21 protein-coding genes and 2 tRNA genes are annotated in these 25661 nt (G+C 47.0%); 15 read left to right on the top strand and 8 right to left on the bottom strand.

Annotated elements, in window-relative coordinates:
- The first annotated feature begins 73 nt into the window (after positions 1–73).
- The gene (locus AB1552_12840) at positions 74–1327 is read left to right on the top strand and encodes a beta-ketoacyl-ACP synthase II (protein ID MEW6054653.1); all 1254 of its coding nucleotides are present in this window, start codon (positions 74–76) and stop codon (positions 1325–1327) included.
- On the opposite strand, the gene AB1552_12835 is transcribed toward AB1552_12840, so the two are convergent.
- Positions 1308–2285 (bottom strand): MBL fold metallo-hydrolase, encoded by a 978-nt coding sequence (locus tag AB1552_12835; protein ID MEW6054652.1) that lies wholly within the window; start codon positions 2283–2285, stop codon positions 1308–1310. The two genes, AB1552_12840 and AB1552_12835, sit on opposite strands and share 20 nt — an antisense overlap.
- A 221-nt stretch (positions 2286–2506) precedes the next feature.
- Between AB1552_12835 and galT the strand changes: the two genes are divergently transcribed.
- The 5 genes from galT to AB1552_12810 are packed head-to-tail and all read left to right on the top strand — an operon-like array spanning position 2507 to position 9757.
- Positions 2507–3502, top strand: coding sequence for a galactose-1-phosphate uridylyltransferase (gene galT / locus AB1552_12830; GenBank protein ID MEW6054651.1), 996 nt, complete (start codon positions 2507–2509; stop codon positions 3500–3502).
- Entirely contained in the window at positions 3499–4956 is a 1458-nt protein-coding gene (glgA, locus tag AB1552_12825; protein ID MEW6054650.1) for a glycogen synthase GlgA, read from the top strand. The genes galT and glgA overlap by 4 nt, the downstream gene beginning before the upstream one ends.
- A gap of 12 nt (positions 4957–4968) precedes the next feature.
- Positions 4969–7431 (top strand): PAS domain S-box protein, encoded by a 2463-nt coding sequence (locus AB1552_12820; GenBank protein ID MEW6054649.1) that lies wholly within the window; start codon positions 4969–4971, stop codon positions 7429–7431.
- Entirely contained in the window at positions 7428–7778 is a 351-nt protein-coding gene (locus AB1552_12815; protein MEW6054648.1) for a response regulator, read from the top strand. The genes AB1552_12820 and AB1552_12815 overlap by 4 nt, the downstream gene beginning before the upstream one ends.
- Positions 7778–9757: a molybdopterin biosynthesis protein gene (locus AB1552_12810; protein ID MEW6054647.1), complete on the top strand. Its 1980-nt coding sequence runs from the start codon at positions 7778–7780 to the stop codon at positions 9755–9757. Before AB1552_12815 ends, AB1552_12810 begins: the two co-directional genes overlap by 1 nt.
- Here the strand turns inward: AB1552_12810 and AB1552_12805 are convergent, their stop codons facing one another.
- From AB1552_12805 to AB1552_12795, 3 genes are read right to left on the bottom strand one after another with little or no spacing between them, the layout of a single operon-like run.
- Positions 9758–10888 carry a LysM peptidoglycan-binding domain-containing protein gene (locus AB1552_12805; GenBank protein ID MEW6054646.1) on the bottom strand — a complete coding sequence of 377 codons (1131 nt, stop codon included), beginning with the start codon at positions 10886–10888 and terminating at the stop codon, positions 9758–9760. It lies immediately after the preceding gene.
- A 14-nt stretch (positions 10889–10902) separates the two neighbouring features.
- On the bottom strand, positions 10903–11433 hold the full coding sequence (scpB, locus tag AB1552_12800) for an SMC-Scp complex subunit ScpB (GenBank protein MEW6054645.1): 531 nt from the start codon (positions 11431–11433) through the stop codon (positions 10903–10905).
- Between the two features lie 41 nt (positions 11434–11474).
- Positions 11475–11660 (bottom strand): hypothetical protein, encoded by a 186-nt coding sequence (locus AB1552_12795; protein ID MEW6054644.1) that lies wholly within the window; start codon positions 11658–11660, stop codon positions 11475–11477.
- A gap of 314 nt (positions 11661–11974) precedes the next feature.
- Between AB1552_12795 and AB1552_12790 the strand changes: the two genes are divergently transcribed.
- The 4 genes from AB1552_12790 (at position 11975) to proB (ending at position 16832) form a co-directional block, all read left to right on the top strand.
- A complete protein-coding gene (locus AB1552_12790; GenBank protein ID MEW6054643.1) occupies positions 11975–13408 on the top strand; it encodes a response regulator in 1434 nt (477 codons plus the stop codon).
- On the top strand, positions 13405–14037 hold the full coding sequence (locus AB1552_12785; protein ID MEW6054642.1) for a response regulator transcription factor: 633 nt from the start codon (positions 13405–13407) through the stop codon (positions 14035–14037). The genes AB1552_12790 and AB1552_12785 overlap by 4 nt, the downstream gene beginning before the upstream one ends.
- 97 nt (positions 14038–14134) lie before the next feature.
- Complete coding sequence (locus AB1552_12780) at positions 14135–15553, top strand: HD domain-containing phosphohydrolase (protein ID MEW6054641.1); 1419 nt, start codon at positions 14135–14137, stop codon at positions 15551–15553.
- 181 nt (positions 15554–15734) lie between these two features.
- On the top strand, positions 15735–16832 hold the full coding sequence (gene proB / locus AB1552_12775; GenBank protein MEW6054640.1) for a glutamate 5-kinase: 1098 nt from the start codon (positions 15735–15737) through the stop codon (positions 16830–16832).
- 87 nt (positions 16833–16919) lie between these two features.
- Here the strand turns inward: proB and AB1552_12770 are convergent, their stop codons facing one another.
- From AB1552_12770 to AB1552_12760, 3 genes are read right to left on the bottom strand one after another with little or no spacing between them, the layout of a single operon-like run.
- Entirely contained in the window at positions 16920–17450 is a 531-nt protein-coding gene (locus AB1552_12770; protein ID MEW6054639.1) for a DUF4416 family protein, read from the bottom strand.
- A gap of 22 nt (positions 17451–17472) precedes the next feature.
- A complete protein-coding gene (locus AB1552_12765) occupies positions 17473–18000 on the bottom strand; it encodes a TlpA disulfide reductase family protein (protein ID MEW6054638.1) in 528 nt (175 codons plus the stop codon).
- Between the two features lie 6 nt (positions 18001–18006).
- Positions 18007–20454: an ATP-dependent Clp protease ATP-binding subunit gene (locus AB1552_12760; GenBank protein ID MEW6054637.1), complete on the bottom strand. Its 2448-nt coding sequence runs from the start codon at positions 20452–20454 to the stop codon at positions 18007–18009.
- A gap of 336 nt (positions 20455–20790) precedes the next feature.
- On the opposite strand from AB1552_12760, the gene AB1552_12755 reads away from it, so the two are divergent.
- The 5 genes from AB1552_12755 (at position 20791) to AB1552_12735 (ending at position 24978) form a co-directional block, all read left to right on the top strand.
- A tRNA-Gln gene (locus AB1552_12755) sits at positions 20791–20864 on the top strand.
- 111 nt (positions 20865–20975) lie between these two features.
- Positions 20976–21051 (top strand) — tRNA-Glu (locus tag AB1552_12750).
- A 511-nt stretch (positions 21052–21562) separates the two neighbouring features.
- Positions 21563–22771, top strand: coding sequence for a hypothetical protein (locus AB1552_12745; GenBank protein MEW6054636.1), 1209 nt, complete (start codon positions 21563–21565; stop codon positions 22769–22771).
- A 3-nt stretch (positions 22772–22774) separates the two neighbouring features.
- Entirely contained in the window at positions 22775–23866 is a 1092-nt protein-coding gene (locus AB1552_12740; protein MEW6054635.1) for a hypothetical protein, read from the top strand.
- Positions 23863–24978: a DUF262 domain-containing protein gene (locus tag AB1552_12735; protein MEW6054634.1), complete on the top strand. Its 1116-nt coding sequence runs from the start codon at positions 23863–23865 to the stop codon at positions 24976–24978. The genes AB1552_12740 and AB1552_12735 overlap by 4 nt, the downstream gene beginning before the upstream one ends.
- A 391-nt stretch (positions 24979–25369) precedes the next feature.
- On the opposite strand, the gene AB1552_12730 is transcribed toward AB1552_12735, so the two are convergent.
- Positions 25370–25534: a magnesium transporter gene (locus AB1552_12730; protein MEW6054633.1), complete on the bottom strand. Its 165-nt coding sequence runs from the start codon at positions 25532–25534 to the stop codon at positions 25370–25372.
- Between the last annotated feature and the right edge of the window lie 127 nt (positions 25535–25661).

Below are 25661 nucleotides of genomic sequence, written 5' to 3'. Positions count from 1 at the left end.
AATCATAACATATGAGTACTGCGAGGGCAAAACCGCGGATTGAAGGCGTCTCCCCTGTGCTATTATAAATCAGATGAAAAGGGTAGTAGTGACAGGGATAGGTGTTGTGAGCCCCATCGGAAACTCGCTCCGTGAGGCATGGGGAGCGGCAAAATCAGGGATATCCGGTATCATGCCGATTCAAAAATTCGATGCCACGTGCATGCAGTGGGGTGTTTCCGGGGAAGTGAAGGGATTCTATGCGGAGACGTATCTCGCGCACAGGGAGATACGCCGTCTTGATCTTTTTGTACACTATGCGGTCGCTGCAGCGGTGATGGCTGCGGAGGACGCGGGACTGACAGGAAAACCGCAGGAAGTGAGCAACACCCGGGCACTTGCATCAGCCGGTGTGATTATCGGTTCAAGCCGCGGAGGGATAGGAACCGTGGAGAAAGAAATGCACAAGCTCTATTCTTCAGGCAATGCTCCTCATGGTGTCCGTACCTCTGCCTATCTCATGCCCTCAACGACGATCAGCATGGCAGCTTCCTATGTGGCGCAGAAGCTGGGGATCAGGGGATACTGTCTCGGAATATCCAATGCATGTGCATCCGGAACAAATGCCATCGGAGAGGCGTTCCGGCTGATACAGTCAGGGTACCGGTATCCGGTGCTGTGCGGAGGTACAGAGGCGCCTGTATGCAGGACTTGTGTCGCAGGATACGGTTCTTCAGGCGCTCTTTCCTCTGTCCGTAACGCGGCTGCGAGCAGGCCGTTTGACAGGACGAGGGATGGGTTTGTGCTTGCAGAAGGTTCCTGCATCCTTGTCCTGGAAGACCTGCACCATGCGGTAAAGCGGGGTGCCCGCATCTACGGGGAGGTAACAGGATACGGAAATACCACCGATGCCTTCCACCAGACAATGCCTTCATCAGAGGGAGAGGCAAGGGCCATTACCATGGCCATAAGGCAGGCGAAACTGCAACCCTCTGATATCCATCTCATCAATGCCCATGGCACCTCAACACCTCTCGGAGACAAAACCGAGACCGAGGCGATAAAGCTTTCGCTCGGAAGACTTGCCTATCGGGTTCCGGTAACCTCAGTGAAGTCTCTCACAGGGCATATGCTTGCGGCATCCGGTGCGCTTGAGGCTGCGTTTACGTTAATGAGCATGAACGAGGGGATTATTACGCCGACGATAAACCTGCAGGAGAGGGACCCGGAATGCGACCTCGATTATGTGACCGAACCGCGAAAAACCGGGATAGTACATGCAATCTCACATTCCTTCGGGTTCGGCGGATTGAATGCCGTGCTGGTGTTCAGACAGCGGGATTCCTGAATGCCTCAATTGCCTCGTCCTTGGGACTTTCGGTCTTGTTCCTGTATTTTGGCGAAAAATGCATGACGACAAGATTCCTCACACCTGCCTGCCGTGCAATCACCCCTGTCAGGCGTGCAGTGAGATGGAATCTTTCCGCAGCCCTGTCCCTGTCCTTTTCCATGAAATACGCTTCACAGTAAAAGGTGTCAGACCCCCGGACAAAATCAATGACTTTCCCGATATTCTCACTATTCATTGAAATGTCCGTCACATATGAAATCTTCTGTCCTTCTGTTGTCTTTGTGATTGCTTTCAGTTCTCCCAGCTGATATTTTTTTCCGGCAATGATGAATACTGTATCATCCGGCCTTTTTTCCCTGATGGCATATTTTAGTTCCGACAGCCATGGCCCTACAGGAAGCCCCAGCTGATTCAGAGATGCCTTGTTGATATTAATGTGGAATTCCTCTTCCAGCGAAAATCCGAGGCACGGAACCTGGTGGTCCAGCTGGACCGCTTTTACGGTAAGGAGAGGTTCTTTCAAAAGCGTTCCACTGAATTCGGTTGAGACATGATCCGACCTCGCAAAACAGTTTTGCGCGAGAAAACTGGAAAGGAATATTCTGTCGCTGTTTACGGAGAACACTTCAATCTTCAGCGGATATTCCCTTATGAGATTCCATGTATAGCCTTTCAGTTTGCCTTCAACGCAGTCTGCGATATTCGAGGGGCCGTAGACCCTGAGAGGGGTTTCACGCCGCAGGAGAGCACGGATGAGCGTGTCAAAGCCTATAAAATGATCGATATGGGTATGGGTCACAAAAACGTCTGTGATTTTCTGCAGATCCCCGGGTTTCAGCCGGTTGATATTTCCTGCGTCGAACAGCATCGCTCTTTTTTCTCTGACGATCCTGACATACAGCAAGGGATCTTCGAACGGATCATTGACAAGACGGTGAATGAACGTAGGTTTCATGAGTGATTCTCTATCCTTGTGATATAATATACCAAAATTTAAGGTACTGAATAAGCCTAGAGCACAGCGGAAAAAAGCAGTGTATATAAAAAGATTATTCTCCGGGATCCGGACTGCCTGTGATTCCCACGCAGGTTCAAAGGACGTGTCTGGAGCACGTTATTTTGACGGAGTCAAATCGCGATATTTTCCTGTGCTCGAAGCTGGAGAGTGGAGGAAACATGTCTGAGCTTAGGAAGGATCCGATATCCGGTCGCTGGGTTATTATTTCTGTTGAAAGAGGAAAGAGGCCGACAGATTTTGCTTCTCCTTCCCAGAAAAAGAGAGGGGGCTTCTGTCCGTTCTGCCCCGGAAATGAATATACAACGCCGTCAGAGATCATTGCGTTCCGTCCCCCCGGCTCCAAACCGGACTCTGCGGGCTGGACACTGAGGGTAATGCCGAACAAATTCCCGGCGCTGCAGATTTACGGGGAACTCGGAAAGAGCGGCGAAGGGATCTTTGACAAGATGAGCGGTGTCGGTGCGCATGAGGTCATCGTCGAAACGCCTGACCACATGGAATCGCTGTCGACGATGCCGCTGAAAAAAGTTGCGGACGCGTTATGGGCCTATTATCTCAGGCTTACAGACCTGAAAAAAGACAAGCGTTTCAAGTATGTGCTTATTTTCAAGAACGAAGGGGATGCTGCCGGCGCATCTCTCGAGCATTCACATACCCAGCTCATTGCCCTTCCGATTATCCCCAAGCTGGTCAGGGAAGAGATGGATTCTGCGAAACACTATTATGATTTGAAGGAGAGATGTATCTTCTGCGATGTCATCAATCAGGAGATTGAAGCGAAAAAAAGAGTGATCTTTGAAAATGCACGATATGTCGCGCTCGCCCCGTTCGCGCCGAGCGCGCCGTTCGAGACGTGGATACTTCCCAAAAAACACGAGTCAAGTTTTTATCCCCCCGACAATAACTTCATGCCGCTGGCTGAAATACTTCAGGTTGTGCTCAGGCAGACCGACAAGATTCTCGATATCCCGCCGTATAATTTTATCCTGCATACATCGCCTTTCACGGAAGAGGAAAATGATTATTATCACTGGCATCTGGAGCTGGTGCCAAAGCTTACAAAAATCGCGGGATTCGAGTGGGGGTCAGGCTTTTATATCAATCCGACGCCTCCCGAGGAATCAGCAAAATTCATGAGAGAGGCGAAAATATGAAAATTCTTATTGCCGCACCCGAGGCCGTGCCTTATGTGAAGACTGGCGGCCTCGCTGATGTGGCAGGTGCCCTGTGCAAGGAATTCAGGAAAATAAAGCATGATGCCAGGATTGTTCTGCCCCTGTACAGGAAAATAAGGGAAAGCAGTCAGTCCCTGAAGGATACCGGTCTTACCGTCAAGGTGCCTGTGGGAGACAGACTTTTCAGGGGAGCCCTGTTCAGTGACCAGTATTCGAATATTTTTATCGGGTGTGACGATTTTTTTGACAGGCAGGAACTCTACGGGACTCCGGAAGGAGACTTTGGCGATAATGCATCGAGATTCATATTTTTTTCCCGGGGAATACTGGAAGCATGCAAGGCACTGAAGTTCAGTCCGGATATCATACACTGCAATGACTGGCAGACCGGGATGGTGCCCTTATATCTGCGGTCCCTGTATAAAGCGGAAAAATTGTTCCGGAAGACTGCTACGGTTCTGACTATCCACAACATCGGCTATCAGGGCCTTTTCCCTGCGTCAGATATGCCCCTTACGAATCTCGGGTGGAAGTTCTTTGCCCCTGAAGGCATAGAGTTCTACGGAAGAATGAATTTTCTGAAGGCAGGCCTCATTTCTGCCGATCTCCTGAATACCGTGAGCGGTACGTATGCAAAGGAGATCTTCAGCAGGGAATACAGTTTCGGGCTCGACGGGATTTTACGGACAAGGGAAAGCGACTTCTTCGGGATTACCAACGGACTGGATTATGAGGAATGGAATCCTTCAAAGGATGCATTCCTGCCGGCAGTATACAGTCATGACAACCTCTCGGGGAAGGAAGCGTGCAAGAGGGAAATCTTCCGTATGCTGTTCAGAACTGAAAAATCCGCTGTTGTCGAAAAGACCCCCCTAATCGGGATAGTCGGAAGGCTGTCCGAGCAGAAAGGCATGGATCTTGTGATAGGGGCAATGCCTGAACTGTTGTCTTTTGACGTTAAGCTTGCTATTCTGGGAAAAGGAGATGAAGCATTTCATGAAGGCCTGAACCTGGCAGCGAAAAAGTATAAGGGCAGGGTTTCGGTGAACATAGGATTCAGCGATAAGCTTGCACATATGATCTATGCCGGATCCGACTTTTTTCTGATGCCTTCGAAGTATGAACCGTGCGGACTCGGGCAGCTCATTTCGCTCAAATACGGCGCGGTCCCGATCGTGAGGAAGACCGGAGGACTTGCTGATACGGTGGAGGACTACCATCCTCTGCTTTCGAGGGGTACAGGGTTTCTTTTTTCTGACTACACTTCATCCGGCATGATGGAGTCCATAAAGAGGGCGTTCTGTGTCTTTACGGACAGGGCAAAGCTGAGAAAGATGATCTCAGAAGGAATGCAGAAGGATTTTTCATGGAAGGTTTCGGCAAAAAAATATTTGGAAATGTATACCCGTGCACGGAAAACACGAAAACTATAGCAGGCATTGCCCATGAACATAGCTGACAGGGAAAAGATTACAGAAGTGCTCTTTGAAAACATCCGCGACGGGATCATCATACTGAACCGGGAATTCAGGATCATGGCGGTAAACAAGGCTATCGGGAACTGGACAGACATCTCCCCCGCTGACCTTATCGACAAGGACTGCAGGGAAGTCTTTCATCATCACAACTGGGTGTGTCCGCACTGTGCAGCGGAAGTGACCTTCGAGACAGGGAACGTGTACATAGTGACACAAAAGCTTGCTGACAATGAATCTGCACGGTACGCGGAGCTTTCTGCCTACCCTTTGAGGGACAACGAGGGAAATATCATTGAAGGGGTGGTGTTTATCCAGGATATTACCGACAGAATGCTCTGCCATGACGAGGTCCTGAGGCTTTACAACGAAGTTGCGCTGACAAAGGACTACCTCGAGGGAATCATAGAGAATTCGGCGGATGCGATAGTCTCCTCTGATCTGCACGGCATTATTACTTCATGGAACAGGGGTGCGGAGAGGATATACGGCTTCTCAAAAGAGGAGGCGATTGGGCAATTCCTGCCGTTTGTCCCCGATTTTCTCATCGATCCTGAATGGGAAAACAACAAAAGGATAAAAGCAGGAGAAGTCCTGAAGAGAATCGAGACGTTCAGAAAGAGAAAGGACGGGACGATCATCTCGGTCAGCCTTACCCTTTCCCCGATAAAAAATACTGCAGGCGAAGTGATCGGCATCAGCGGGATATCGAGGGACATCTCAGAGAAAAAGAATGTCGAGAAGGAGCTTGTCAGAAGAAATCAGGAACTCTCGAGGCTGTTTTTCATAAGTTCTGCAATGAGGGGAACCCTTGAACTCGACAGGCTGCTGAGGATGGTGCTGACAGCCGTTACGATGGGTGACGGGCTCGGCTTCAACCGGGCGATCCTTTTCCTGGTCGACGAAGAAAAAAATGTGTTGAAGGGAGCGATGGGAGTCGGTCCGGCAAGCCATGAAGAGGCCTTTCACATATGGGACCGGCTCTCTCTCGAAAGAAAGACTCTCCCGGACATCATGCACGATATTGAGATAGGGCCGTTGAGAAAGGATTCTTTTTTCGACAGGCTGAGCATGGGGATCGAGATCCCTCTTACAGAAAACACTATACTCACGAGGGCGGTAAATGAGAAAAAACTCTTCAATATCGATGACGTGAGCAGGGAACTTCTTTCCGATGCGGTTCTTGTGCAGCAGCTCGGGACCCAGGCATATGCGGCAGTGCCGCTGATTTCGCGAAACAAGGTGATCGGTGTGCTTTGGGTGGACAACTATTTCAACAGAAGGCCGGTGAATGAGGAGGATCTGCGGTTTCTGACGGCTTTTTCAAACCATGTTGCCGCAGCGATAGAAAACGCACGGTTGTTCGAAAGGGTAAAGCTCGCCGAGCAGGAGATGGAGAACATTTTTGAATCGATATCTGACATGGTGTACTTTGTTGACCGGGACCATGTCGTGAAGAATATCAATAAAGCGGTCAGCAGCCGGCTGGGCATGCCTCCCGGCGATATCATCGGGAAGAAATGCTATGAGGTATTCCACGGGACAAAACAGCCTCTGTCGGAATGTCCTCATATGAAGACCGTCGAAAGACGGGAGGCATTTGTTGAAGAAGTTGAAGACCATTATCTGGGAGGGACATTCATTACTTCGAGTTCCCCGATTTTTGATATCTCCGGGGAATTTATCGGAACGGTGAATGTCGTGAGTGATATCACAGAGCTGAAAAACCTGCGGGAGAGGGTGATAAAGACAGACAGACTGGCTGCTCTCGGAGAGGTCGCAGCAAGGGTTGCACACGAAATACGCAATCCTCTTGTCTCTCTCGGAGGGTTTGCGCGGAGGCTCGAAAAAAAGCTGGACGGAAGCCTGAAGGAGTATGCGGATATTATTGCCAAAGAGGTCGGGAGACTTGAGGGCATCCTGAACGAAATTCTGAGTTTTGTCAAGGAAACGAGGATTATAAAAGAGACGGTGAATTCGAATGAGGTCATAGACGGAGTCATATCCCTCATTTGGTCCGAAATAGATGACCGTGGCATTGTCCTTGTAAAGGAATACAGTTTGCCCATAGAAATATTCGTGGACCCGAACAGGGTCAAGGACGCCCTGCTCAATATTCTTACCAATGCGGTTCAGGCGGTGGGGACGAATGGCACAATCTCAGTCAAAACATATGTCAGAAATGGCTCATGCATTTTTGAGATAAAAGATACCGGACCCGGAATCTCCGAAGATGACCTTGCATATATATTCGATCCCTTCTTTACGACCAAGAAATCCGGTACCGGACTTGGTCTTACCATTACTCACAGGATTATCGAGGAACACGACGGGAGCATCGAAGTGGAGAGCAGGCCGGGGGAGGGAAGCACCTTCAGGGTGGTAATTCCATTGCAAAAAAGAAATGATACAGATAAGGGAGGACAGACATGAAAATACTTGTTGTTGACGACGATCTGCATATTCAGCGGCTGTATAAAGAGGAATTCGAGGACGAGGGCTATGAAGTCGTTGTTGCCTCCAACGGACAGGAGGCGATGGAGATGTTCGAGAAGGAGAACCCGGATATCGTTACGCTCGATATCCTTTTGCCGGACGTTGACGGCATCCGTATTCTTCGCCAGATGAAAGAGAAGAATGCAAAAGTCCCCATTATCATGTCGACTGCATATGATTACCGGGACGATTTTGCGGTATGGGCTTCCGAGGCGTATATTGTTAAGTCATCAGACCTCGATGAGCTCAAGTCCATGATAAAGAAGCTGGTCGACAAAGAGTAATGCAGCGGGAGATATATCTTGAGAGTACCCCTTTGCGGGAAGCGCTCTCAAAGTGGCTTGGAAGGCTTGAATCAGAAGGCATTCTCAAGCCTTTTCCCGGAGAAAGCACCGCAGTAAAAGATTCTCTTCAAAGAGTAACCGCTGAAGCAGTAACCGCAAGAATTTCATCACCTTTTTATCATTCGTCAGCAATGGACGGATATGCCGTGCGGTTTGCGGAGACCTTCGGGGCCTCTGAACGGACGCCAATACGTTTGAAGACAGGAGAAAAGGCTGTGTATGTTGATACAGGAGACCCGATCCCTGAGGGCTTCAATGCCGTCATAATGGTCGAGGATGTAAATGTCGTGTACCAGCAGCAGGTAGACCCTTCCATATCCTCCCTGCCTGAAAGAGGACAGAAAGGGGAGAAATGTATCGAGATCATCTCTCCTGCCACGCCGTGGCAGCATGTGAGGGTAATCGGCGAAGATATTGTGGCAACCGAGCTGATCCTCCCTGAAAATCAGCGGATACGGCCTGTGGATATCGGGGCAATGCTTGGCGGAGGACATGCCGGCGTGTCGGTCAGAAGAAAACCGAGAGTCGTAGTCATTCCGACGGGCAACGAGATTGTTGAACCGGGCTCGGAGCTGAAGACAGGGGATATTATCGAATTCAACACCCGGATACTGGGCGGCCTTGTTGCTGAATGGGGGTGCGAACCTGTCAGGTTCGGGATCGTTCCTGATGACCCTGAAGCACTCAAGAAAGCGATTCTCGAAGCCCATGAAACCGGAGATATGATCATTGTGAACGCGGGTGCATCTGCCGGTTCTGAAGATTTCACCGCAGAGGTTATCAGGGAAATCGGCGAGGTGATACTTCACGGAGTCAGTATAAAGCCGGGAAAGCCTGTTATCCTTGGAATCGTGAAGGGCAAACCCGTCATCGGCATCCCGGGGTATCCTGTATCTGCTTACATTACCTTCACATTATTTGCCAGGCCGCTTCTGTACCGATGGCAGGGACTCGACATTGAAGAGCCCCAGATTCTCAGGGCACTGCTTTCAAGGCAGGTTGCATCTCCTCTCGGTATGGAGGAATTCCTCAGGGTAAAGGTCGGGAAGGTCGGAGAGAATTTTATCGCGACACCGGTCAGCCGGGGCGCAGGAGTGCTCATGTCTCTTGTCCGTGCTGACGGTTTTGTAAGGATACCGGCAATGTCCGAAGGGATAGGTGCCGGAGCCGAGATAGAGGTTGAACTGATGAGGACCAGGCACGATATCGAGAATACGATAGTCTGTATCGGGAGTCATGACAATGCCCTTGATCTGCTGTCCAACAGTCTGAGGAAGAGATATCCGGGGACATCTCTCTCGTCCGCCCATGTCGGTTCCATGGGAGGTCTGGTAGCGTTAAAAAAAGGAGAAGCTCATCTGGCTGGTACCCACCTTCTGGATGAGAATACCGGTGAATATAACATATCCTTTATTAACAGATTGCTCTCTGACAAAAGGATTGTGCTGATGAATCTGGTATACCGTGAGCAGGGGCTCCTTGTCCCGAAGGGCAATCCCAAAAATATCAGGGGCTTTGAGGACCTGACAAGAGGAGACGTGGTGTTTGTGAACCGACAGTCGGGCGCGGGAACACGGCTCCTTACAGACAAGTGCCTGAGAGAACTTGGCATAAAGCCGGGAGATGTCAGTGGGTATGAGAGAGAGGAATACACCCACATGGGAGTTGCGTCAGCGGTTTTGACTGGAATCGCCGACACAGGGCTGGCCATTCTCGCTTCTGCACGGGCGTTAAACCTGGATTTTATCCCTGTGGCGCAGGAGAGATATGACCTTGCAATTGCCCGGGAGTTTTTTGCAACAGATCTGCTGCAGCGCCTTCTGAGAATTGTAAAGGCAGACAGTGAGTTCAGGAACGCCGTAAAAGAGCTCGGAGGCTATGATGTCTCGGACATGGGCAAGGTGATGTTCGAGAATTAGCTATCCGTCCGATCCGGAATCCTTTTGTGCCTGATCGCCCTCCAGCAGCCTTTTAGCTCCGATAAACCTCTTGATGTAATATGGTGTATCAAGACTGTCTATCGTCACTTTCTTGCTTTTTGACGAGGCATGGATGAAAAGGTTGTTTCCGAGATAGATTCCTACGTGGGAGGGAAACGATGCATATGTTCTGAAGAATACGAGATCACCGATCGATAGTTTGTCTGCATCGACCGGCTCTCCTTCCTCGAACTGCTGCCTCGCGGAACGCGGGAGGTCTACACCTATTAGACTGTATACCTTTTTTACATAAGCGGAACAGTCAATACCCATGACACTGTTCCCGCCGAATCGGTAGGGGATATCGAGAAGCCTCTTGGCGAAGAGGATGAGACGGTCCTGCATGCTCATTTCATTGAGCTTTTCAGATGGCGAGAATCTTTCTGTTTCATGAGCACTAATGCGGGCCTGCGAAAGTATTGCGTCATATACTTTTTGTTCTTTTGCGTCCTGAGCAGACTTCAGAAGGATTTTCTGGCCAACCTGAAGAGAGTCGGTTTCAAGCCCGTTGATTTCCATCAGTTCGTCCGGATCACGGTCGAATCTTCTTGCGATACTCCATACCGTATCTCCTTTTCTGACTGTGTAATCTTCCGAATCGTCCTGCCTGAGGATGATCTTCTGGCCTATTTTCAGCCTGGATGACCTTATGTTATTCATTTCCTTCAGTTCGTCGACTGGCACTGAATGTTTCCTTGCAATGGCCAGAAGCGTGTCGCCCTTGCGAACTGTATGGAACTGCGCGTTGCTATGGGCAAATCCCTGTCTTTCTGTTGCATGATCTGAGACCGCTTCATTCACCTGTGTGCTCTTTTTCTCTTTTGCCACTTTGGTCCCGGCAGTATGCCCTTTGTTGTCGGAAGGAATTCTTATCTTCCTTCCGGGTCTGAGGTGTGAGGGGTCCAGTTTGTTTGCCTTAATCAGATCCTGCAGATCGACTTTGAATTTTTTTGCAATATCATAAGGGTTGTCACCCTTTTTTATTACATATGTCCTGTCGGCATAACTGATGCCCGCAAGCAGGAAAAGCATCATAATCGCAGCAGAAACAATCAACGCTGTCTTTTTCATACTACCTCCTGAAATCAGGCTGCTTCCTCACGAATAAGGTCTTTCAGCGTGGGAAGTTCGGTAAGATCCTTCAGTCCGAAATACTGGAGGAAATCCCTTGTCGTACCATAAAGAAACGGTCTGCCGGGCGCTTCCTTGCGGCCCATAATTTTTATCAGCCGCTTGTCATAAAGGGTTCTGATAGCACTGTCAGAGTTGACACCCCTGATCTGTTCGATTTCAGCCCTTATAATCGGCTGTTTGTATGCAATGATCGCAAGAGTTTCGAGCGCAGGGAGAGAGAGTTTGCTTGATGCATGAGTGCTCTTGAATTTTCTGACCCATTCGGCATAGGCAGGGTTTGTGACCATCTGGTATCCGCCTGCGATTTCCACAATAAGCATTCCGGTATTTCTCTCGTGGTATTCTGCAATCAGTTCAGCCATAAGTCTTTGAATGTCGGCCTCCGGGGTCTCCATTATGTCTTTGAGTGAAGAGACAGTGATTACGTCTCCTGAAAGAAAGAGTATCGCTTCAAGTGCATATTTTTTCTCTCTGTCTTCCATTTGCGAAACCCTTATAAATTTACCAAAAAAAACCGAAAATATCAATTGTTTTGTTCAGTAATTTTATTCAGCATTGCTTCTCTTATGATTTTACGGTTTTGCTTGCTCAGGCGCTTTCTGTCGTATCCTTTCTCGCCTTTTCTGGTGGTGACCGGATGGCTTCCGAGTTTCAGCACGGCATCTATCGGAAGGCGAGGTTTTGGTTTCTTCTTTCTTTTGCCTTTCATGTACATGGTCCCTGTCAGATATTATAGCAACACGCCGGTTCATCAGGTACCGCAGAACACGCAGGGCAGTGCATGGTGCGGAAATAGTTATTGTCATGAAATTATCATTTGCTATATGATAACCGCGTTTTTCATACAGGAATTTCCGTGGTCGTGCATGAAATGCAGGGGATAAGAAACGCTTCCTGCTGCATCGGCTGCCCAAAAAAAGTGCACATCTTTTCCGCAGATGTGCTGGCTGCAAAAGAAATGTTCCATAATAGCTTGAAGCATATGCTTAATATAATATATTATATATGCAGGGATTGACAAGAATGTCAGACTATGGGCGCTTAATGGTAGTCGATGACGATATAGACTCGCTTACCCCGGTTTGCGACCTGCTGTCCAGGTACGGATATCTTGTGGCAGGATATACTTCGGGCAGGGATGCGCTGAGGGAAATGAAGGGGCAGAGTTTCGATCTCCTCCTGACAGATCTTGTGATGCCTGAAATGGATGGAATAACCCTGCTGAGAGAAGCGCTCGAAATAGATCCGTTTCTTATCGGCATAATCGTTACAGGGAGGGGCACCATACAATCAGCGGTGAAGGCGATGAAGATAGGCGCGTTTGATTATGTGCTGAAACCTCTCGACATTGAGATGCTCAGGCAGATTTTGTATCGTGCGATGAGTGTCCGGAGGTTGCGGGAGGCTGAAAATAAGTACCGCTCCATATTCGAGAACGCAGTCGGTGGCATTTATCAGATGAGCACCGAAAGGAGATATGTCACAGCCAACATCGCCCTCGCCAGGATCCTCGGATATGCAACAACAGAAGAGCTTGTGCGGGGGATCACAGACATAGGGAACCAGGTGCACGTCAATTCCGACCGCTACACTGAACTGGTGTGTTTGATCGAGGAACAAAGCGGCATCACCGGATTCGAATCAGAGATATACCAGAAGGATGGTACAAAGATATGGATTTCTGAAAACGCCCACGCTGTTCACGATACCGCCGGGAAGACCCTGTTTTATGAAGGCACGATTGAGGACATCACAGAACGGAAACGCGCAGAAGAGGAGTTGAAAAGGTCCCGGGAGCAACTGCGCAACCTCTCAGCACATCTCCAGTCAGCAAGGGAAAAAGAGCGCATGTACATCGCCCGTGAGATACACGATGAGCTGGGACAGATGCTGACAGCGCTGAAACTGGACGTCTCATGGCTGAACAGCAAGCTTCCGGGAGACCAGAAAGCACTCCTTCTCAAGACAAATTCAATGGCTGATCTTATCGACGATGCTGTCAGGACGGTGCAGAGGATATCCGCAGAGCTGAGACCGGGACTGCTTGATGACCTTGGCCTTGCGGATGCGATTGAATGGCAGGTAGGGGAATTTGAGAAGCGGTCCGGAATTCGCTGCGAACTGACACGACATCCTGAGGAGATTTTTTTGGACCAGGACCGGTCTACGGCAATATACCGCATTCTTCAAGAGGCGCTGACGAATGTTGCCAGGCACGCAGAGGCGACGGACGTAAGGATCAGACTGGAACATACCGGCGACAGGATAGAACTGATGGTTATTGACAACGGAAAAGGCATTACCGATGAAGAGATGTTACGGACCAGATCGTTCGGTCTTATCGGTATACGTGAACGTGCCCATCTGCTTGGGGGAGAAGTAAGAATCAAAGGCTTGAAGGGAGGGGGGACTGCGGTACTGGCATGCATCCCGTGCAAAGAGGAGCAGCTATTATGATCAGGATACTTATCGCTGATGATCATGCAATTGTGCGGAGAGGGTTGAAGGAGATAATCTCGGAAACACCGGATATGCTTGTTGCTGCCGAGGCGGAAAGCGGTTATGCAGCCATACAGAAGGTGGAGGAGAATAATTATGATGTGATACTTCTGGATATCTCGATGCCCGGAAAGAACGGACTTGATATCCTCAAACAGATCAAAAGAAAGAACCCTAAACTTCCCATTCTCATGCTGAGTGTGCATCCTGAGGAGCAATATGCGGTCAGGTCTTTCAGGGCAGGCGCATCCGGATATCTCACCAAAGGGAGTGCTCCGGACGAACTGATTGCAGCGATAAGAAAGATTTCGAAGGGTGGCAAATTTGTAAATGCCTCACTCGCCGAAAGGCTGGTCTATGAACTGGAACCTTATAATGACAAGCCACGTCATCAGATGCTTTCTGACCGGGAATACCAGGTCATGTGCATGTTTGCTTCAGGAAAAACACTGAAGGAAATCGCAGAAGAGCTTGCCCTGAGTATCCAGACAATCAGCACCTACAAAACCCGTATACTCGACAAAATGGGAATGCATTCCATCGCTGAAGTCATCCGTTATGCGGTGCAATATGGACTGGTTGAATAATATTGTAGTAAAAATACTACAGGCAAGATTGAAGTTCTATGATTTTTTTTTGGCTCCCGTTTTGTTATCCTTTTCTCTTAGGACATGAGAAAGAGCTATGGTAAAGTATAACCTTGGAAACATAATGGTCTTCGGCAGCAATGCCGATTTCCTGAAATCTCTTTGCGAGATTCTGGCGAAGTCCGGATATCAGGCGGACAGCTTTTCGATGTGGGAAGATGTCCTTGAGGCACTCAAGACACATGATTACGACCTGTTTCTTATTGACGTCGTTATGCCTGACATGGACGGCATCGCCCTTCTCAGGGCAGCTATGTCGGGCAAGCCAGAAGTAGCAAGCATTATCATTACAGACCAAAGTATGATGCAGGCCTCGATTAAGGCCATGGGAATAAATGTGTTTGAATATATAGTGAAGCCGTTCAGTGCTGAGGAACTCCTCACGAAGTTGTCGAAGGCGATAGAATTCGGGCATTTGCGGAAGAAAGAAGAAATCTACCGGTCGATATTCGACAATGCAGTTGAGGGCATTTATCTTATGGCTCCTGAAGGACATTACATTACCTCAAACCGTGCTTTTGCGCAGATACTGGGATTCGATTCTCCTGATGAGCTCCTGAAAAGCCTGAACGGGAAAGAATATAAATTCTACGTGAAGGCTGACCAGCGTCCGAAGGTTTTGTCACTGGCAAAAAAGATCGAAGCAGTTTCGGGTTTTGAGTCGCAGGCATTTCGCAAGGACGGAAGCAGGGTATGGATATCGGAAAACATCCGTGCAGTCAGGGATCTCAATGATCATTTCCTGTATTTCAGAGGAACCGTCGAAGACATAACACGACAGAGGCATGCAATGGAGTCCTTATGTGAGAATGAGCGAAATCTCCGTCAGTGGGCAGAAAAAGCTGAAAAAAATGAAGGGATTTTTCTTGAAATCATCGATGATATCTGCGACTCATACAAAAGGCTTGAAAAACTTTTTATGGGATTTGTGACCGCAGTAGTAAATGCATGCGACGAACGGAGACCATGGAACAAGGGACATTCTCAGCGGGTGACTACATATTCCCTGAAAATTGCAAAAGAGATGGGTCTCGGAAACGATGACATGGAAAAACTGCGCTTGGCCGCGCTTCTGCACGATATCGGGCAGATTCAGTATGACCAGCTCATTGACAAACCGGAGAAACTGACAGAAAAAGAGTTCGAAGTGATCAGGAGGCATCCTCTTCTCGGAGTTTCCGTGCTCGAAAAAGTGAAACAGCTCAAAGACATCATACCCATTATCAGACACGACCACGAAAGGGTTGACGGACAAGGGTATCCTGATGGGCTCAAAGGCGAGGAAATTCCGTTTTGCTCACGAATACTTCATGTTGCAGATTCTTTTGATTCCATGACAGCAAACAGACCCTACCGCCCGGCTCCGGGCAAGGAGTACGCATACCAGGAGCTGAAAAGGTGCAACAATACACAGTTTGATCCCGTGATAACAGAAGCGGCACTGAAGGTGCTCTGAGGCTTCATCGTCCGTTCCTGCAGGAGCTGACGTGCTTGGAGATCAGGAAGTAACGCTCCCCCCTGTCCCGAACATGCGCCTCATATCCAGGTCTTGTACACACTATCGTATCCCGCCTGATGACAACAGAATCCCTGCCAATGTATAATTTCCCATATCCGCCCCAATAACGAGGGAATACATGAAGAGAATTGTCGTGAAGATAGGCAGTAACATACTTGCCTCAGGCGTAGAGGGTATTGACACAAAGAGAATCCTGTCAATAGCAAGGGATGTATCTGAGCTCCAGGATGCCGGGTATGAGGTGGTGATTGTCTCGTCAGGGGCCATTGCCGCCGGAATGAAGAAACTCGGACTGAAGGGAAAGCCAAAGGATATAAAACTGAAACAGGCGGCTGCCGCAGTCGGGCAGAGCAGTCTCATGTGGGCATATGAAAGGAGCTTCTGGGAGTTCAGGAAAAAAGTTGCACAGGTGCTCCTTACACAGGATGATTTTTCTGACAGGAAGCGATACATCAACTCGAAAAACACGCTTCTGACGCTGCTTTCCTACAGAGTCGTTCCAATTATCAATGAAAATGATACCGTTGCGACTGATGAAATAAAGTTCGGGGACAACGACCATCTTGCCTCTCTGGTTTCAGGCCTGGTGGATGCTGAGAAACTCATAATCCTTTCGGATGTGGAAGGGCTCTATACTGAAGATCCCAGACAGAGTCCCGGGGCAAGGCTGATACGGAATGTTGAGAAGATAACGCCGGAACTCGAACAAAGAGCCGGAGGCGCAGGAAGTGTGATAGGCACGGGGGGGATGTATTCGAAGCTGCTTGCAGCAAAACGCGCAGTGAATAACGGCATTACGGTGCATATCATCAGCGGCAGAAAGGACGGACTGCTGAAATCACTCAGCAGGGGCGAACGTCCGGGCACCGAATTTATCCCGAGGAAGGAGAAATTGTCCTCAAGAAAGGGCTGGATAGCATACAGCAGCAGGGCAAAAGGAGGTATCATGATCGATGAGGGTGCCGTGCTGGCAATTCTGAAAGGCGGCAAGAGCCTTCTGCCATCAGGCATTCTTTCTGTTGAGGGGACGTTCGATACCGGAGATGCGGTCTTTTGCCTGGACACAAAAGGGAACCGTGTTGCAAAAGGGCTTATCAATTATTCTTCCACGGAAATTCTCAGGATAAAGGGTAGGAAGACATCAGAAATAGAAAAAATTCTCGGGTACAAATATTCTGACGAAGCGATACACCGGGATAATCTGGTTGTACTGTGAGTCCTTTGCAGGAACAATGCTGCGAATAGTCCCCACGGGACGGGCTTCTGCGCTGACGTCCGCACAAGGTGCGCAGGAACGTGTTTGTTACGGATGCGTATCGAGGAGTGTTTTCAGTCGTGTCCTCATCGCACGAAACATATCCGTATATGCCCTGTCCTGATAGTCACGGTATGTGAAAAGATGGGGACGGAACGCATTATCCCTGAAAATCAGCGTAACCTCTGCATATATCCCTTTTCCCAGATAGATCCGGTGGACATAGTTCTTGGTGGAAGCGAGGACGACTTTCGAGAGGGTCAGGTATCCCGGATCAATGTTTATTTTCCTTTTCCCTTCAGAGGAAAGCATTGCTTCAATTGCATTGGTTCTGATTTTAACCCCGGCGAGGATGCCCGGATCTATTATCCCGTTGAAAAAGATAAACTGTCGTATAACGGGAAATCCGAGTTCATCCCGGTAATAGGATGAATACTCCCATGGTGTGGGGGGAGTTTCGAAAAAAGTGCTGCCGAAACTGTCTTGAAGAATTTCCTTTGCGTGCTGGTATGCAGCGGCGTCGGCATACAGTGTTCCGGCAAAGAGCATTGCTGATTCCGGAGCGCTGAGTTTCCCCATGGATATCGTCAGAAAAACAAGGTTATGGTTCGTTAAGAATGGCCTGGATTTTTTCGATCGCGTATGGAGCATCCCATTCAGCAGGCCCTATCACCTTATGCCGCAGAACCCCCTTCTTATCTATCAGGAATGTCTCAGGAACTCCTGTGATGCCGAAATATTTCGCGGCAGAATTGTCGGGATTCACGTAGACAGGGAATGTGAGGCCGTTCTGTTTCATAAAATTCAGGGCTCTGCTGCCATCGTCGCGGTAAAGAATAGTCACTACCCTGAAACGTGACTCTGCAGAAAGATAACGGTAAAGCCTCTCAATAGACGGAAGTTCCTCGATACATGAGGCACACCACGTAGCCCAGAAATTGATCAGCACGACGGACCCTTTCATATCATGCAAACGGATTCTGTTATCCTCTGCGTCCACAAGTTCGAAATCGGGAACAGCGCTTCCGATGGTGATTATCTTTGTGACGTGGGAGGGCTTTATTGAAATGAACCCGATTATCAGACCTGCGATCAGCAGTATCAGGAGAATAAGGGTCTTGTATTTCACTGTATGCTAATTCGTGCTGGAAAAGATGGGGACAGCCTCTTCGGCTTCGATAAACGCCGGGGAGTCACCTTCGAGGATCACCTGTATCTTGTGGATATTTTTGAATCTTCCCCTTAGCAGTTCCTCGGAGAGCGGGTCCTCGATTACCTTCTGCACAGCCCTTCTCATCGGCCGCGCACCATATGTAGGCTGATAGAAATGCTTTATGATCCATTCCTTCACATCGTCAGACACTTCAATAATAAGCTCCTGCTGTTCGATGAGCACCCTGTTCGTCTCTTCAACAAGCAGGTCGATAATTGACAGCAGATGCTCTTTTTCAAGAGGATGGAACACCACTGTCTCATCAACCCGGTTCAGGAATTCCGGGTTGAACGTCTTCTTCAGCTCATTCAGCACGTTTTCCTTGATCTTCTCATATATCATCCCCGATATGTTCCGCTGGAAACCGAGGGGAGTTGCCTTCTCTATCAGACGCGCCCCGAGGTTGGAGGTCATGATGATCACGGTATTTTTGAAATCGACCTTGCGTCCGTAACTGTCGGTAAGCGTCCCTTCATCGAGCACCTGAAGGAGAATATTGAAGACATCGGGATGTGCCTTTTCTATCTCGTCAAAGAGCACGACCGAATAAGGCTTTTTCCTGATCTTTTCGGTCAGCTGCCCGCCTTCCTCATATCCGACATAGCCCGGAGGGGCTCCCGTCAGTCTGGAGACATTAAAGCGCTCCATGTATTCTGACATATCGATCTTTACGAGGGAGCTTTCATCGTTAAACAGGAACCATGCAAGCGCCTTTGCGAGTTCGGTCTTGCCGACCCCGGTCGGTCCGAGGAAAAAGAACGAGCCGATCGGCTTTTTGTTTGATTTCAGGCCGGCCCGCGACCTTCTGATCGCCTTCGAGACAGCCTTTATCGCTTCTTCCTGGCCGATTATCCTCAAGTGAAGGTTGTCTTCCATCCTGATCAGTTTTTCTGACTCTTTTTCTTCAAGCTTTGAGAGCGGGATACCGGTCATCTTGGAAACGGTATACTCGATATCCTCTTCGCTGACCACAGGAATCTCCTTATTGAGATTATCGATCCACTGTTTATGGAGCTGTTCATGAAGCCGTTTGAGCTTCTCTTCCTCCAAACGGATTGATGATGCTTTTTCAAGATCATGGAGCTTGATGTAGAGGTTCTTCTCTTTTGAGAATCTCTGAATATCGGTTTCAAGCTCTTTCAGTTCCTGCGGCGGTGTGTACTTCTTGAGCTTGATTCTGGAGCCGGTCTCATCGATCACATCAATTGCCTTGTCCGGGAGATATCTGTCAGAGATGTATCTGTCCGAAAGCTTGGCGGCAACCTCTATCGCGGTTTCGCTTATCTTGACCTTATGAAAGGATTCATATCTCGACTTCAGTCCTTTCAGAATGTCTATCGTGTTATCGACATTCGGCGGCTGTATGTAGATGGGCTGAAACCTGCGTTCGAGGGCCCCGTCTTTCTCTATATGCTTCCTGTATTCATCGGGAGTTGTTGCCCCGATGCACTGGATCTCCCCGCGGGAGAGGGCAGGCTTGAGCATGCTGGACGCATCAACAGAGCCTTCTGCAGCTCCGGCTCCTATTAAGGTGTGCAGTTCATCGATAAACAGGATGACATTGTCGGACTGCACGATCTCTTTCATCACGATCTTGAGTCTTTCCTCGAACTGACCCCTGTATTTGGTGCCGGCGATCAGCGCACCGAGATCAAGCGATACGATGCGTTTGCCGAGTAGGCTGTCAGGGATATTCCCCGAGACAATCTTCTGGGAGAGACCCTCGACAATGGCGGTTTTTCCGACGCCCGGCTCGCCGATAATCACCGGGTTGTTCTTGATTCTCCTGCCGAGTATCTGTACGAGACGCTCTATCTCATCTTCCCTGCTGATAACCGGGTCCAGCTTTCCCTCTTTTGCGAGGACAGTCAGGTCTCTTCCGAACTCATCGAGCGCAGGAGTGGTGCTCCGTTTTTCCTTGACGTTCGAGTGAGCCCGTATCGAAAAATTAATGGTGAGCTGCCGTGCTCCAAGAAGGTTTGCGCCGAAGCTCCGCAGTATCTTGCCGCCTATGCCTTCCTCCTCACGTATCAGGCCGAGGAAGATGTGCTCGCTTCCGATATAATTATGGCCGAGAAGCCGCGCTTCCTCAACGGCAAGTTCAAGCACTTTCTTTGCCCTCGGAGTAAACGGAATATCCCCGAACGTCATGATATTGGTGCCCTGTGGCAGGTTTCTTTCGACTTCCAGCCGGACTTCTTCGGGCGTTATGCCCATCCTTTTCAGAATTGCTATCGGGAGGCCGTCTTCTTCTTTGAGAACCGCGAGCAGGAGATGCTCTGTGCCAAGATAATCATTCTGCCGCTTCTCTGCTTCTTCCTTTGCATAGATGATTACCTTTCTGCCACGCTCTGTAAACTTCTCGAACATTTTATCCTCTCTGTTTAATTAAATGATACTTCTTTTGGCGTTTAAAGTCAACAACACACAACCACTGTAATACCATGACAATCCTATGTATACAGCGGGAAAATGGCAGTGTTTCTCGAAAAATATCGAGCGTGAAAAAAACAAAAGACAGACCTCATTCAGGCAGAAATCAGCCGGAATCGAAGTGTCAGATTGTCGGAAAATCCGTGGGTTCTTCGGGGGGGAAATAATCTGCACAAGAACACAGCGTGCCATGATCGTCATTTGGATTGCAGCTATTGTTGAAGGGCCCGGAAATTTTGTGATATGGTATAATACAAACCTTGAAAATCCTGGTGGGGAGTCGTCCAGTGGCAGGACGGCAGACTCTGGATCTGCTTACAGGGGTTCGAATCCTCTCTCCCCAGCCAAAAAGACAGTTATCAGTGAATAGTACAAAGTGAACAGTAAAAACGAAATATCGGAAGTTCCTTTTCTCACAGCTATTCACTAATCACTATTAACTGTTTACTGTAGTTGCTGGTCCCATCGTCTAGAGGCCTAGGACGTGGCCCTCTCAAGGCTAAAACACGGGTTCGAATCCCGTTGGGACCGCCAATAAAAATTCTTTTAAATTCTATGGTTTTACCTTGCCGGGAGCCGTTCTGCGGGCATTCTTCAAAATTAGCAATTATGGCTGAAAATGGCTATAAGTGGCTGAAAGTGTTGTTAATAAGTGTTGAATTGCAGTACTTTTGCAGTAAAAAATGTAACCAATTGTTTTTGATAAATTGACTCAGCACTGTTATTGGCTGAAATATACGATTGGTGTTCAAGATGCTAAAAAAAATACTTCCAATATCCCATACGACAATTAGGAATTGCAAGGTGTAAGCGGTTCACCTGATAACCAGCAGTGCGTACTTCTCGCCATAGGTGATGAATTCCAAAGATATCTGTTGCACTCAGGAGTCCGTGCATGTTTCTCGATATCTTCCTTGAAAATCCCTTATTATTCCTGTCAACTGGCTTGCCCCGAGACATAGAACATATCCATGTGATATAATTCAGGCAAACTAGAAGCAACAAGGAAATTGTAATCAAAAATGTGATGCTCACATAATATGATATGGAAATAGTCGAAAAATTAGAATGGGGTAAGTTTGTTTCTCCACTGTCTGACAGGAATGCTGCCCCTTTCAACTGGTATGCATTTAAGCATCGATTTGGCAGTGAACTGGTTTCGAAGATCTTTGATTCTTTCGGACTGACTAAAGGAGATAAGGTGCTCGACATCTATAGCGGTGGAGGCACCACTCTTATCAAAGCAAGAATGGATGGATATAATTCAGTGGGCGTAGATATTTCTCCTTTTTCTGTTTTCTTGGCGAATACTCTAACTAAAACATTTAATGGGGATAAACTTAAAAGAACCATCAGCAAAATTTCACATGCGGTTAACCCCAGAGTAAATATTCCGGATGTTGCCATTCTTATGAAATCATTTTCAAATGACACGTTGAAATACATGTTTTCATTACGAGACTCAATTAATCTTTTGTCATCTCCAGAGAAAGATTTCTTTCTTTTTTGTTTGCTTAGTGTTCTTGATAATGCGAGTAAAGCAAAGAAAGCCGGTGGATTCCTCCGCATTACGGGACAGAGAAGAGTTCCTATTGCAGTATTTAAGAAAATGTTTATTGAGTCGTCAGAAAAATATATAGACTCTCTATCGCATTTCAAATACACAGACGCTCAATCTATAGCAGTAATTGGTGACGCAAGGGGACTTCCCAATGAAGTAAAAGCTCATGAGTATGATGCCATTTTGACTTCTCCACCATATCCAAATAGACACGACTATACGAGGATATATGAGCTTGAATTACTGGTCGGGTTCATAAAGGATAATGATACCCTCAAAAAACTCCGGTATGAGACTTTGAGGTCGCATGTTGAAGCTAAGGAAAAATATAAAGCGGTCGGCTATGTGAGGCCTGTAATCCTTGAGGAAACGGTAAATGAATTATATAACCGTAAGATGAATAACCCTAGAATTATTGCAACAATTATTGGATATTTCGAGGATATGTTCCTATCTCTGAAAGAAATGTCGAGTGTTTTGAAGCTTGGAGGCCATATCGGACTCGTTGTTAGTAATGTGCGTTTCTCCGGTCTCATGATTTCTGTAGATAAAATATTGGCTGAAATCGGTGAACAGATTGGATTAAGCCTGAAAGGCATCTATGTCTTGCGATATCGTGGCAATAGCTCCCAGCAAATGTCGAGGCACAAGCGTGAGCCAGCCCGCGAAAGTTTGATTGTTTGGAGAAAGTAGTCTATGGTTAATAGACGTGATAAGAAAAAAGTGGTTTATTTATTTGGTGCGGGCGCAACACACGCCGTGCTTAAATCGATTAGTCCTACCCTTAGCCTTCTTACGAAAGACATTCAGGAAAGAATGGCGCGCAACCACCGCAAATACCCTTCGAAACGGCTGAGTGATAAGATATGGAGTGAGTTAATTACAGTACAAGATATTGAACATTTAATATCAGTGCTGGAATCTCAGCATCACTATTTTGCCTCTGAAATAATTAGAGAATACTATAGAAACGCAATCGTTGATATCATAAGGAGTAGCCCGGAATTGAAGAAATTGCCTGCCAAGAATTTGTATACGGTTTTAATTGATCTGCACAATAACGTGAACAGCTTCGATGAAGAGTTATTATGCTTTATTACTCTTAATTATGAGGATATTCTTGAAAGAACAATAAAAGCGCCTTTGGGGTTTGCCATCGATTACTCGTTGCATTTAGACACATCAAGGCCACGCACGAAGGCTATAAAAATTTTGAAACTGCATGGTTCTTTTAATTGGCAAAATACACGACCTGTTACGGTAAAAAGCATGACTGCAACAAAATCTTCAGATTCGCTCTGGATTCCGCCGGGTGTAGAAAAGAAGAAGGACAATTACCCCTTCAATCTTTTATGGGGACAGGCCTCAGAAATTTTGATGCGGTGTGATATACTGAGGATTATTGGATGCTCGCTCAGTAGAAATGATTGGGGATTAATTCCAATATTGTATACAGTTCAGCGGTTTAATCATACGGGGAAAATGATCAAGATTGAAATAATCGATTATCCATCAGTAGCGACGGCCATAACCCATAATTATGAATATTTGGATTTTCAGTCTTTGATAGATATGCCCGAAATTTTATACTACTATAAAAAGTTCTTTCCTTCAGCATCTCCCGGCGAACTAATTGCTGAGATCACTGCTAAATTTCTTGATAAAGACAAGACAAATCCGTTTCAAGAGTGGTTGGATGCAAAAATCGGCTATCTGATAGATCGCTTCAAATTGGATATAAAAACACCACCTCAAAATATTGTCCATAATTTTTACTATAAAACATGAAAAAGAAAAATGCTGAATGGTCAATAGAAGACCTCCAACGAAGATATAAGGCGATAGAGTTCCCTGAATTTCAACGGGAGCCTACGGTGTGGGATCTCGATAAGAAACGAAAGCTCATTGACTCTATTCTTCGGAATTTTGACATTGCGAGCATTTATTTACATAAGCGTGATGATGGAATTTATGAATGTATAGATGGACGCCAACGAATTAATGCAATTCTTTCTTTCCTTGGACTCAATGAGGGTAAGGAGGAGAACGAGGACGACCATAACAAATACGATAATAAGTTTGTATTTAAGAGCTCAGATGAATTGTTGGGAGGAAGCATACTTAGCGCATACGACAACAAGACATGGGAGGACTTCTTGAATAAGCGGCAACACAAGGAGAAACTCCTGAACTATATTTTTAATGTGATAGAAATTACTGACATCGATAAAGATGAGGAAGAATTAAATTTGATGTTTTTAAGACTTCAGCTAGGTGCTCCTTTAAATGCTGGAGAGAAATTGAATGCAATGGTAGGGGATATGAAAGAATTTGTTTTCAAGAAATTAGGCAAACATGAATATTTTGATTTTCTTCGTATCCCGAAGAAAAGGTTTTCAAAAGAACTTACTGCAGCGCAAATTGCCTTAAATTTCTTTTCGCTTAACAAAGATAATTCATATGGAAGAGCTAGGTTTGTAGACTTGCAAGATTTTTTCAAGAAGAATCTGAGGTTTACCGCAGAAGACAAGAAAGTGGCCACTCTTCTAAAGGAAAGCCTCGATGAGGTATACCGCTATCTGGAAAACAGCGCGATTGTTCTGAAGAATAGGGCGATAGGTGTTACTGTTTTTTTCTTTTTAAACGATCTAATTCAGAGTGGCAATGAACGAAATATAAGATCATTTTTGAAATTTTTGAGCGAATTTTTGAAGAGATTAAAGAGCCAGGTTGAAAAAGGCATCGATATTGAAACAAGATATCGGGACTTGTTAAAGTTTCAGACGTACATTTCTCAGGCTGCGGTTGAAAAATATGCCATCGAGAATCGTCAAAAATTCTTAGAAGATTACTTTGACTTCTATTTAAAATATGGCGGTAAGATAAAAGGAGATAGATAGGGCATGGTGACAATTCCTTCGGATAGACTATTCTGAAATCTTACAATTTTAGGCTTTAACACAAAATAGTCCGTATAACCTCACCAGCCATTGAGCGACATAAAACGATAGATTCCGTTTGTACTTATTAGCATGACCAGTACCGTCAGGCGCATTTGTTACTGTGAGAATACAAGATTGCTAAGCCTGAACGCGTGTACAAATCTTAACAGAAAGAATAAGATAACAGATTTTTAGCTCTCTGTAAGTGCAGTAGTTTTGTAGTGCGATGTTTATAACCTATTTAATTATAAGGAATACTTCGATACTCTCAAGGCTAAAACACGGGTTCGACTCCCGTTGGGACCGCCAATTAAAGCAAGGATTTAGAGGTTTCCTGCACGTTCCTGCTTCACATGAGATAATTCTGGAATAGTACTGCAAAACCCAAGAAAGCAAAAAAACCCATTACATCAGTCGTTGTTGTCAATATGATACTGGAGCATTGAGCTGGATCGAGCCCTATTGCTTTCATGAAAATCGGAATTGAGGAACCAGATAGACCGGCGATAATCAAATTACCTAGTTTCTGTTGCGGAAGGATTTAATACGAAAAAAAAGCCTGAACCTTTATAATTGGTAACCCTCATCACCAAGAAGAAAGGAGCAGGCTTTGCGAAAGAAAAAGACAGATCAAGAATACC

The organism is Nitrospirota bacterium (assembly GCA_040754395.1).
GTDB lineage: Bacteria > Nitrospirota > Thermodesulfovibrionia > Thermodesulfovibrionales > SM23-35 > JBFMCL01.
The sequence above is the reverse complement of the archived record's forward strand: the minus strand, read 5'-3'. Positions and strand labels throughout refer to the sequence as shown.

Bases quoted from the DNA above. Each gene is read 5' to 3' on its own strand.
- AB1552_12805 (MEW6054646.1), bottom strand. From the start codon at position 10,888: ATGAAAAAGACAGCGTTGATTGTTTCTGCTGCGATTATGATGCTTTTC.
- AB1552_12735 (MEW6054634.1), top strand. From the start codon at position 23,863: ATGAAAAAGAAAAATGCTGAATGGTCAATAGAAGACCTCCAACGAAGA.
- AB1552_12840 (MEW6054653.1), top strand. From the start codon at position 74: ATGAAAAGGGTAGTAGTGACAGGGATAGGTGTTGTGAGCCCCATCGGA.
- AB1552_12785 (MEW6054642.1), top strand. From the start codon at position 13,405: ATGATCAGGATACTTATCGCTGATGATCATGCAATTGTGCGGAGAGGG.
- proB (MEW6054640.1), top strand. From the start codon at position 15,735: ATGAAGAGAATTGTCGTGAAGATAGGCAGTAACATACTTGCCTCAGGC.
- AB1552_12760 (MEW6054637.1), bottom strand. From the start codon at position 20,454: ATGTTCGAGAAGTTTACAGAGCGTGGCAGAAAGGTAATCATCTATGCA.
- AB1552_12820 (MEW6054649.1), top strand. From the start codon at position 4,969: ATGAACATAGCTGACAGGGAAAAGATTACAGAAGTGCTCTTTGAAAAC.
- AB1552_12790 (MEW6054643.1), top strand. From the start codon at position 11,975: ATGTCAGACTATGGGCGCTTAATGGTAGTCGATGACGATATAGACTCG.
- AB1552_12770 (MEW6054639.1), bottom strand. From the start codon at position 17,450: ATGGGGAAACTCAGCGCTCCGGAATCAGCAATGCTCTTTGCCGGAACA.
- galT (MEW6054651.1), top strand. From the start codon at position 2,507: ATGTCTGAGCTTAGGAAGGATCCGATATCCGGTCGCTGGGTTATTATT.
- AB1552_12810 (MEW6054647.1), top strand. From the start codon at position 7,778: ATGCAGCGGGAGATATATCTTGAGAGTACCCCTTTGCGGGAAGCGCTC.
- AB1552_12745 (MEW6054636.1), top strand. From the start codon at position 21,563: ATGGAAATAGTCGAAAAATTAGAATGGGGTAAGTTTGTTTCTCCACTG.
- scpB (MEW6054645.1), bottom strand. From the start codon at position 11,433: ATGGAAGACAGAGAGAAAAAATATGCACTTGAAGCGATACTCTTTCTT.
- AB1552_12835 (MEW6054652.1), bottom strand. From the start codon at position 2,285: ATGAAACCTACGTTCATTCACCGTCTTGTCAATGATCCGTTCGAAGAT.
- AB1552_12780 (MEW6054641.1), top strand. From the start codon at position 14,135: ATGGTAAAGTATAACCTTGGAAACATAATGGTCTTCGGCAGCAATGCC.
- AB1552_12795 (MEW6054644.1), bottom strand. From the start codon at position 11,660: ATGAAAGGCAAAAGAAAGAAGAAACCAAAACCTCGCCTTCCGATAGAT.
- AB1552_12740 (MEW6054635.1), top strand. From the start codon at position 22,775: ATGGTTAATAGACGTGATAAGAAAAAAGTGGTTTATTTATTTGGTGCG.
- glgA (MEW6054650.1), top strand. From the start codon at position 3,499: ATGAAAATTCTTATTGCCGCACCCGAGGCCGTGCCTTATGTGAAGACT.
- AB1552_12815 (MEW6054648.1), top strand. From the start codon at position 7,428: ATGAAAATACTTGTTGTTGACGACGATCTGCATATTCAGCGGCTGTAT.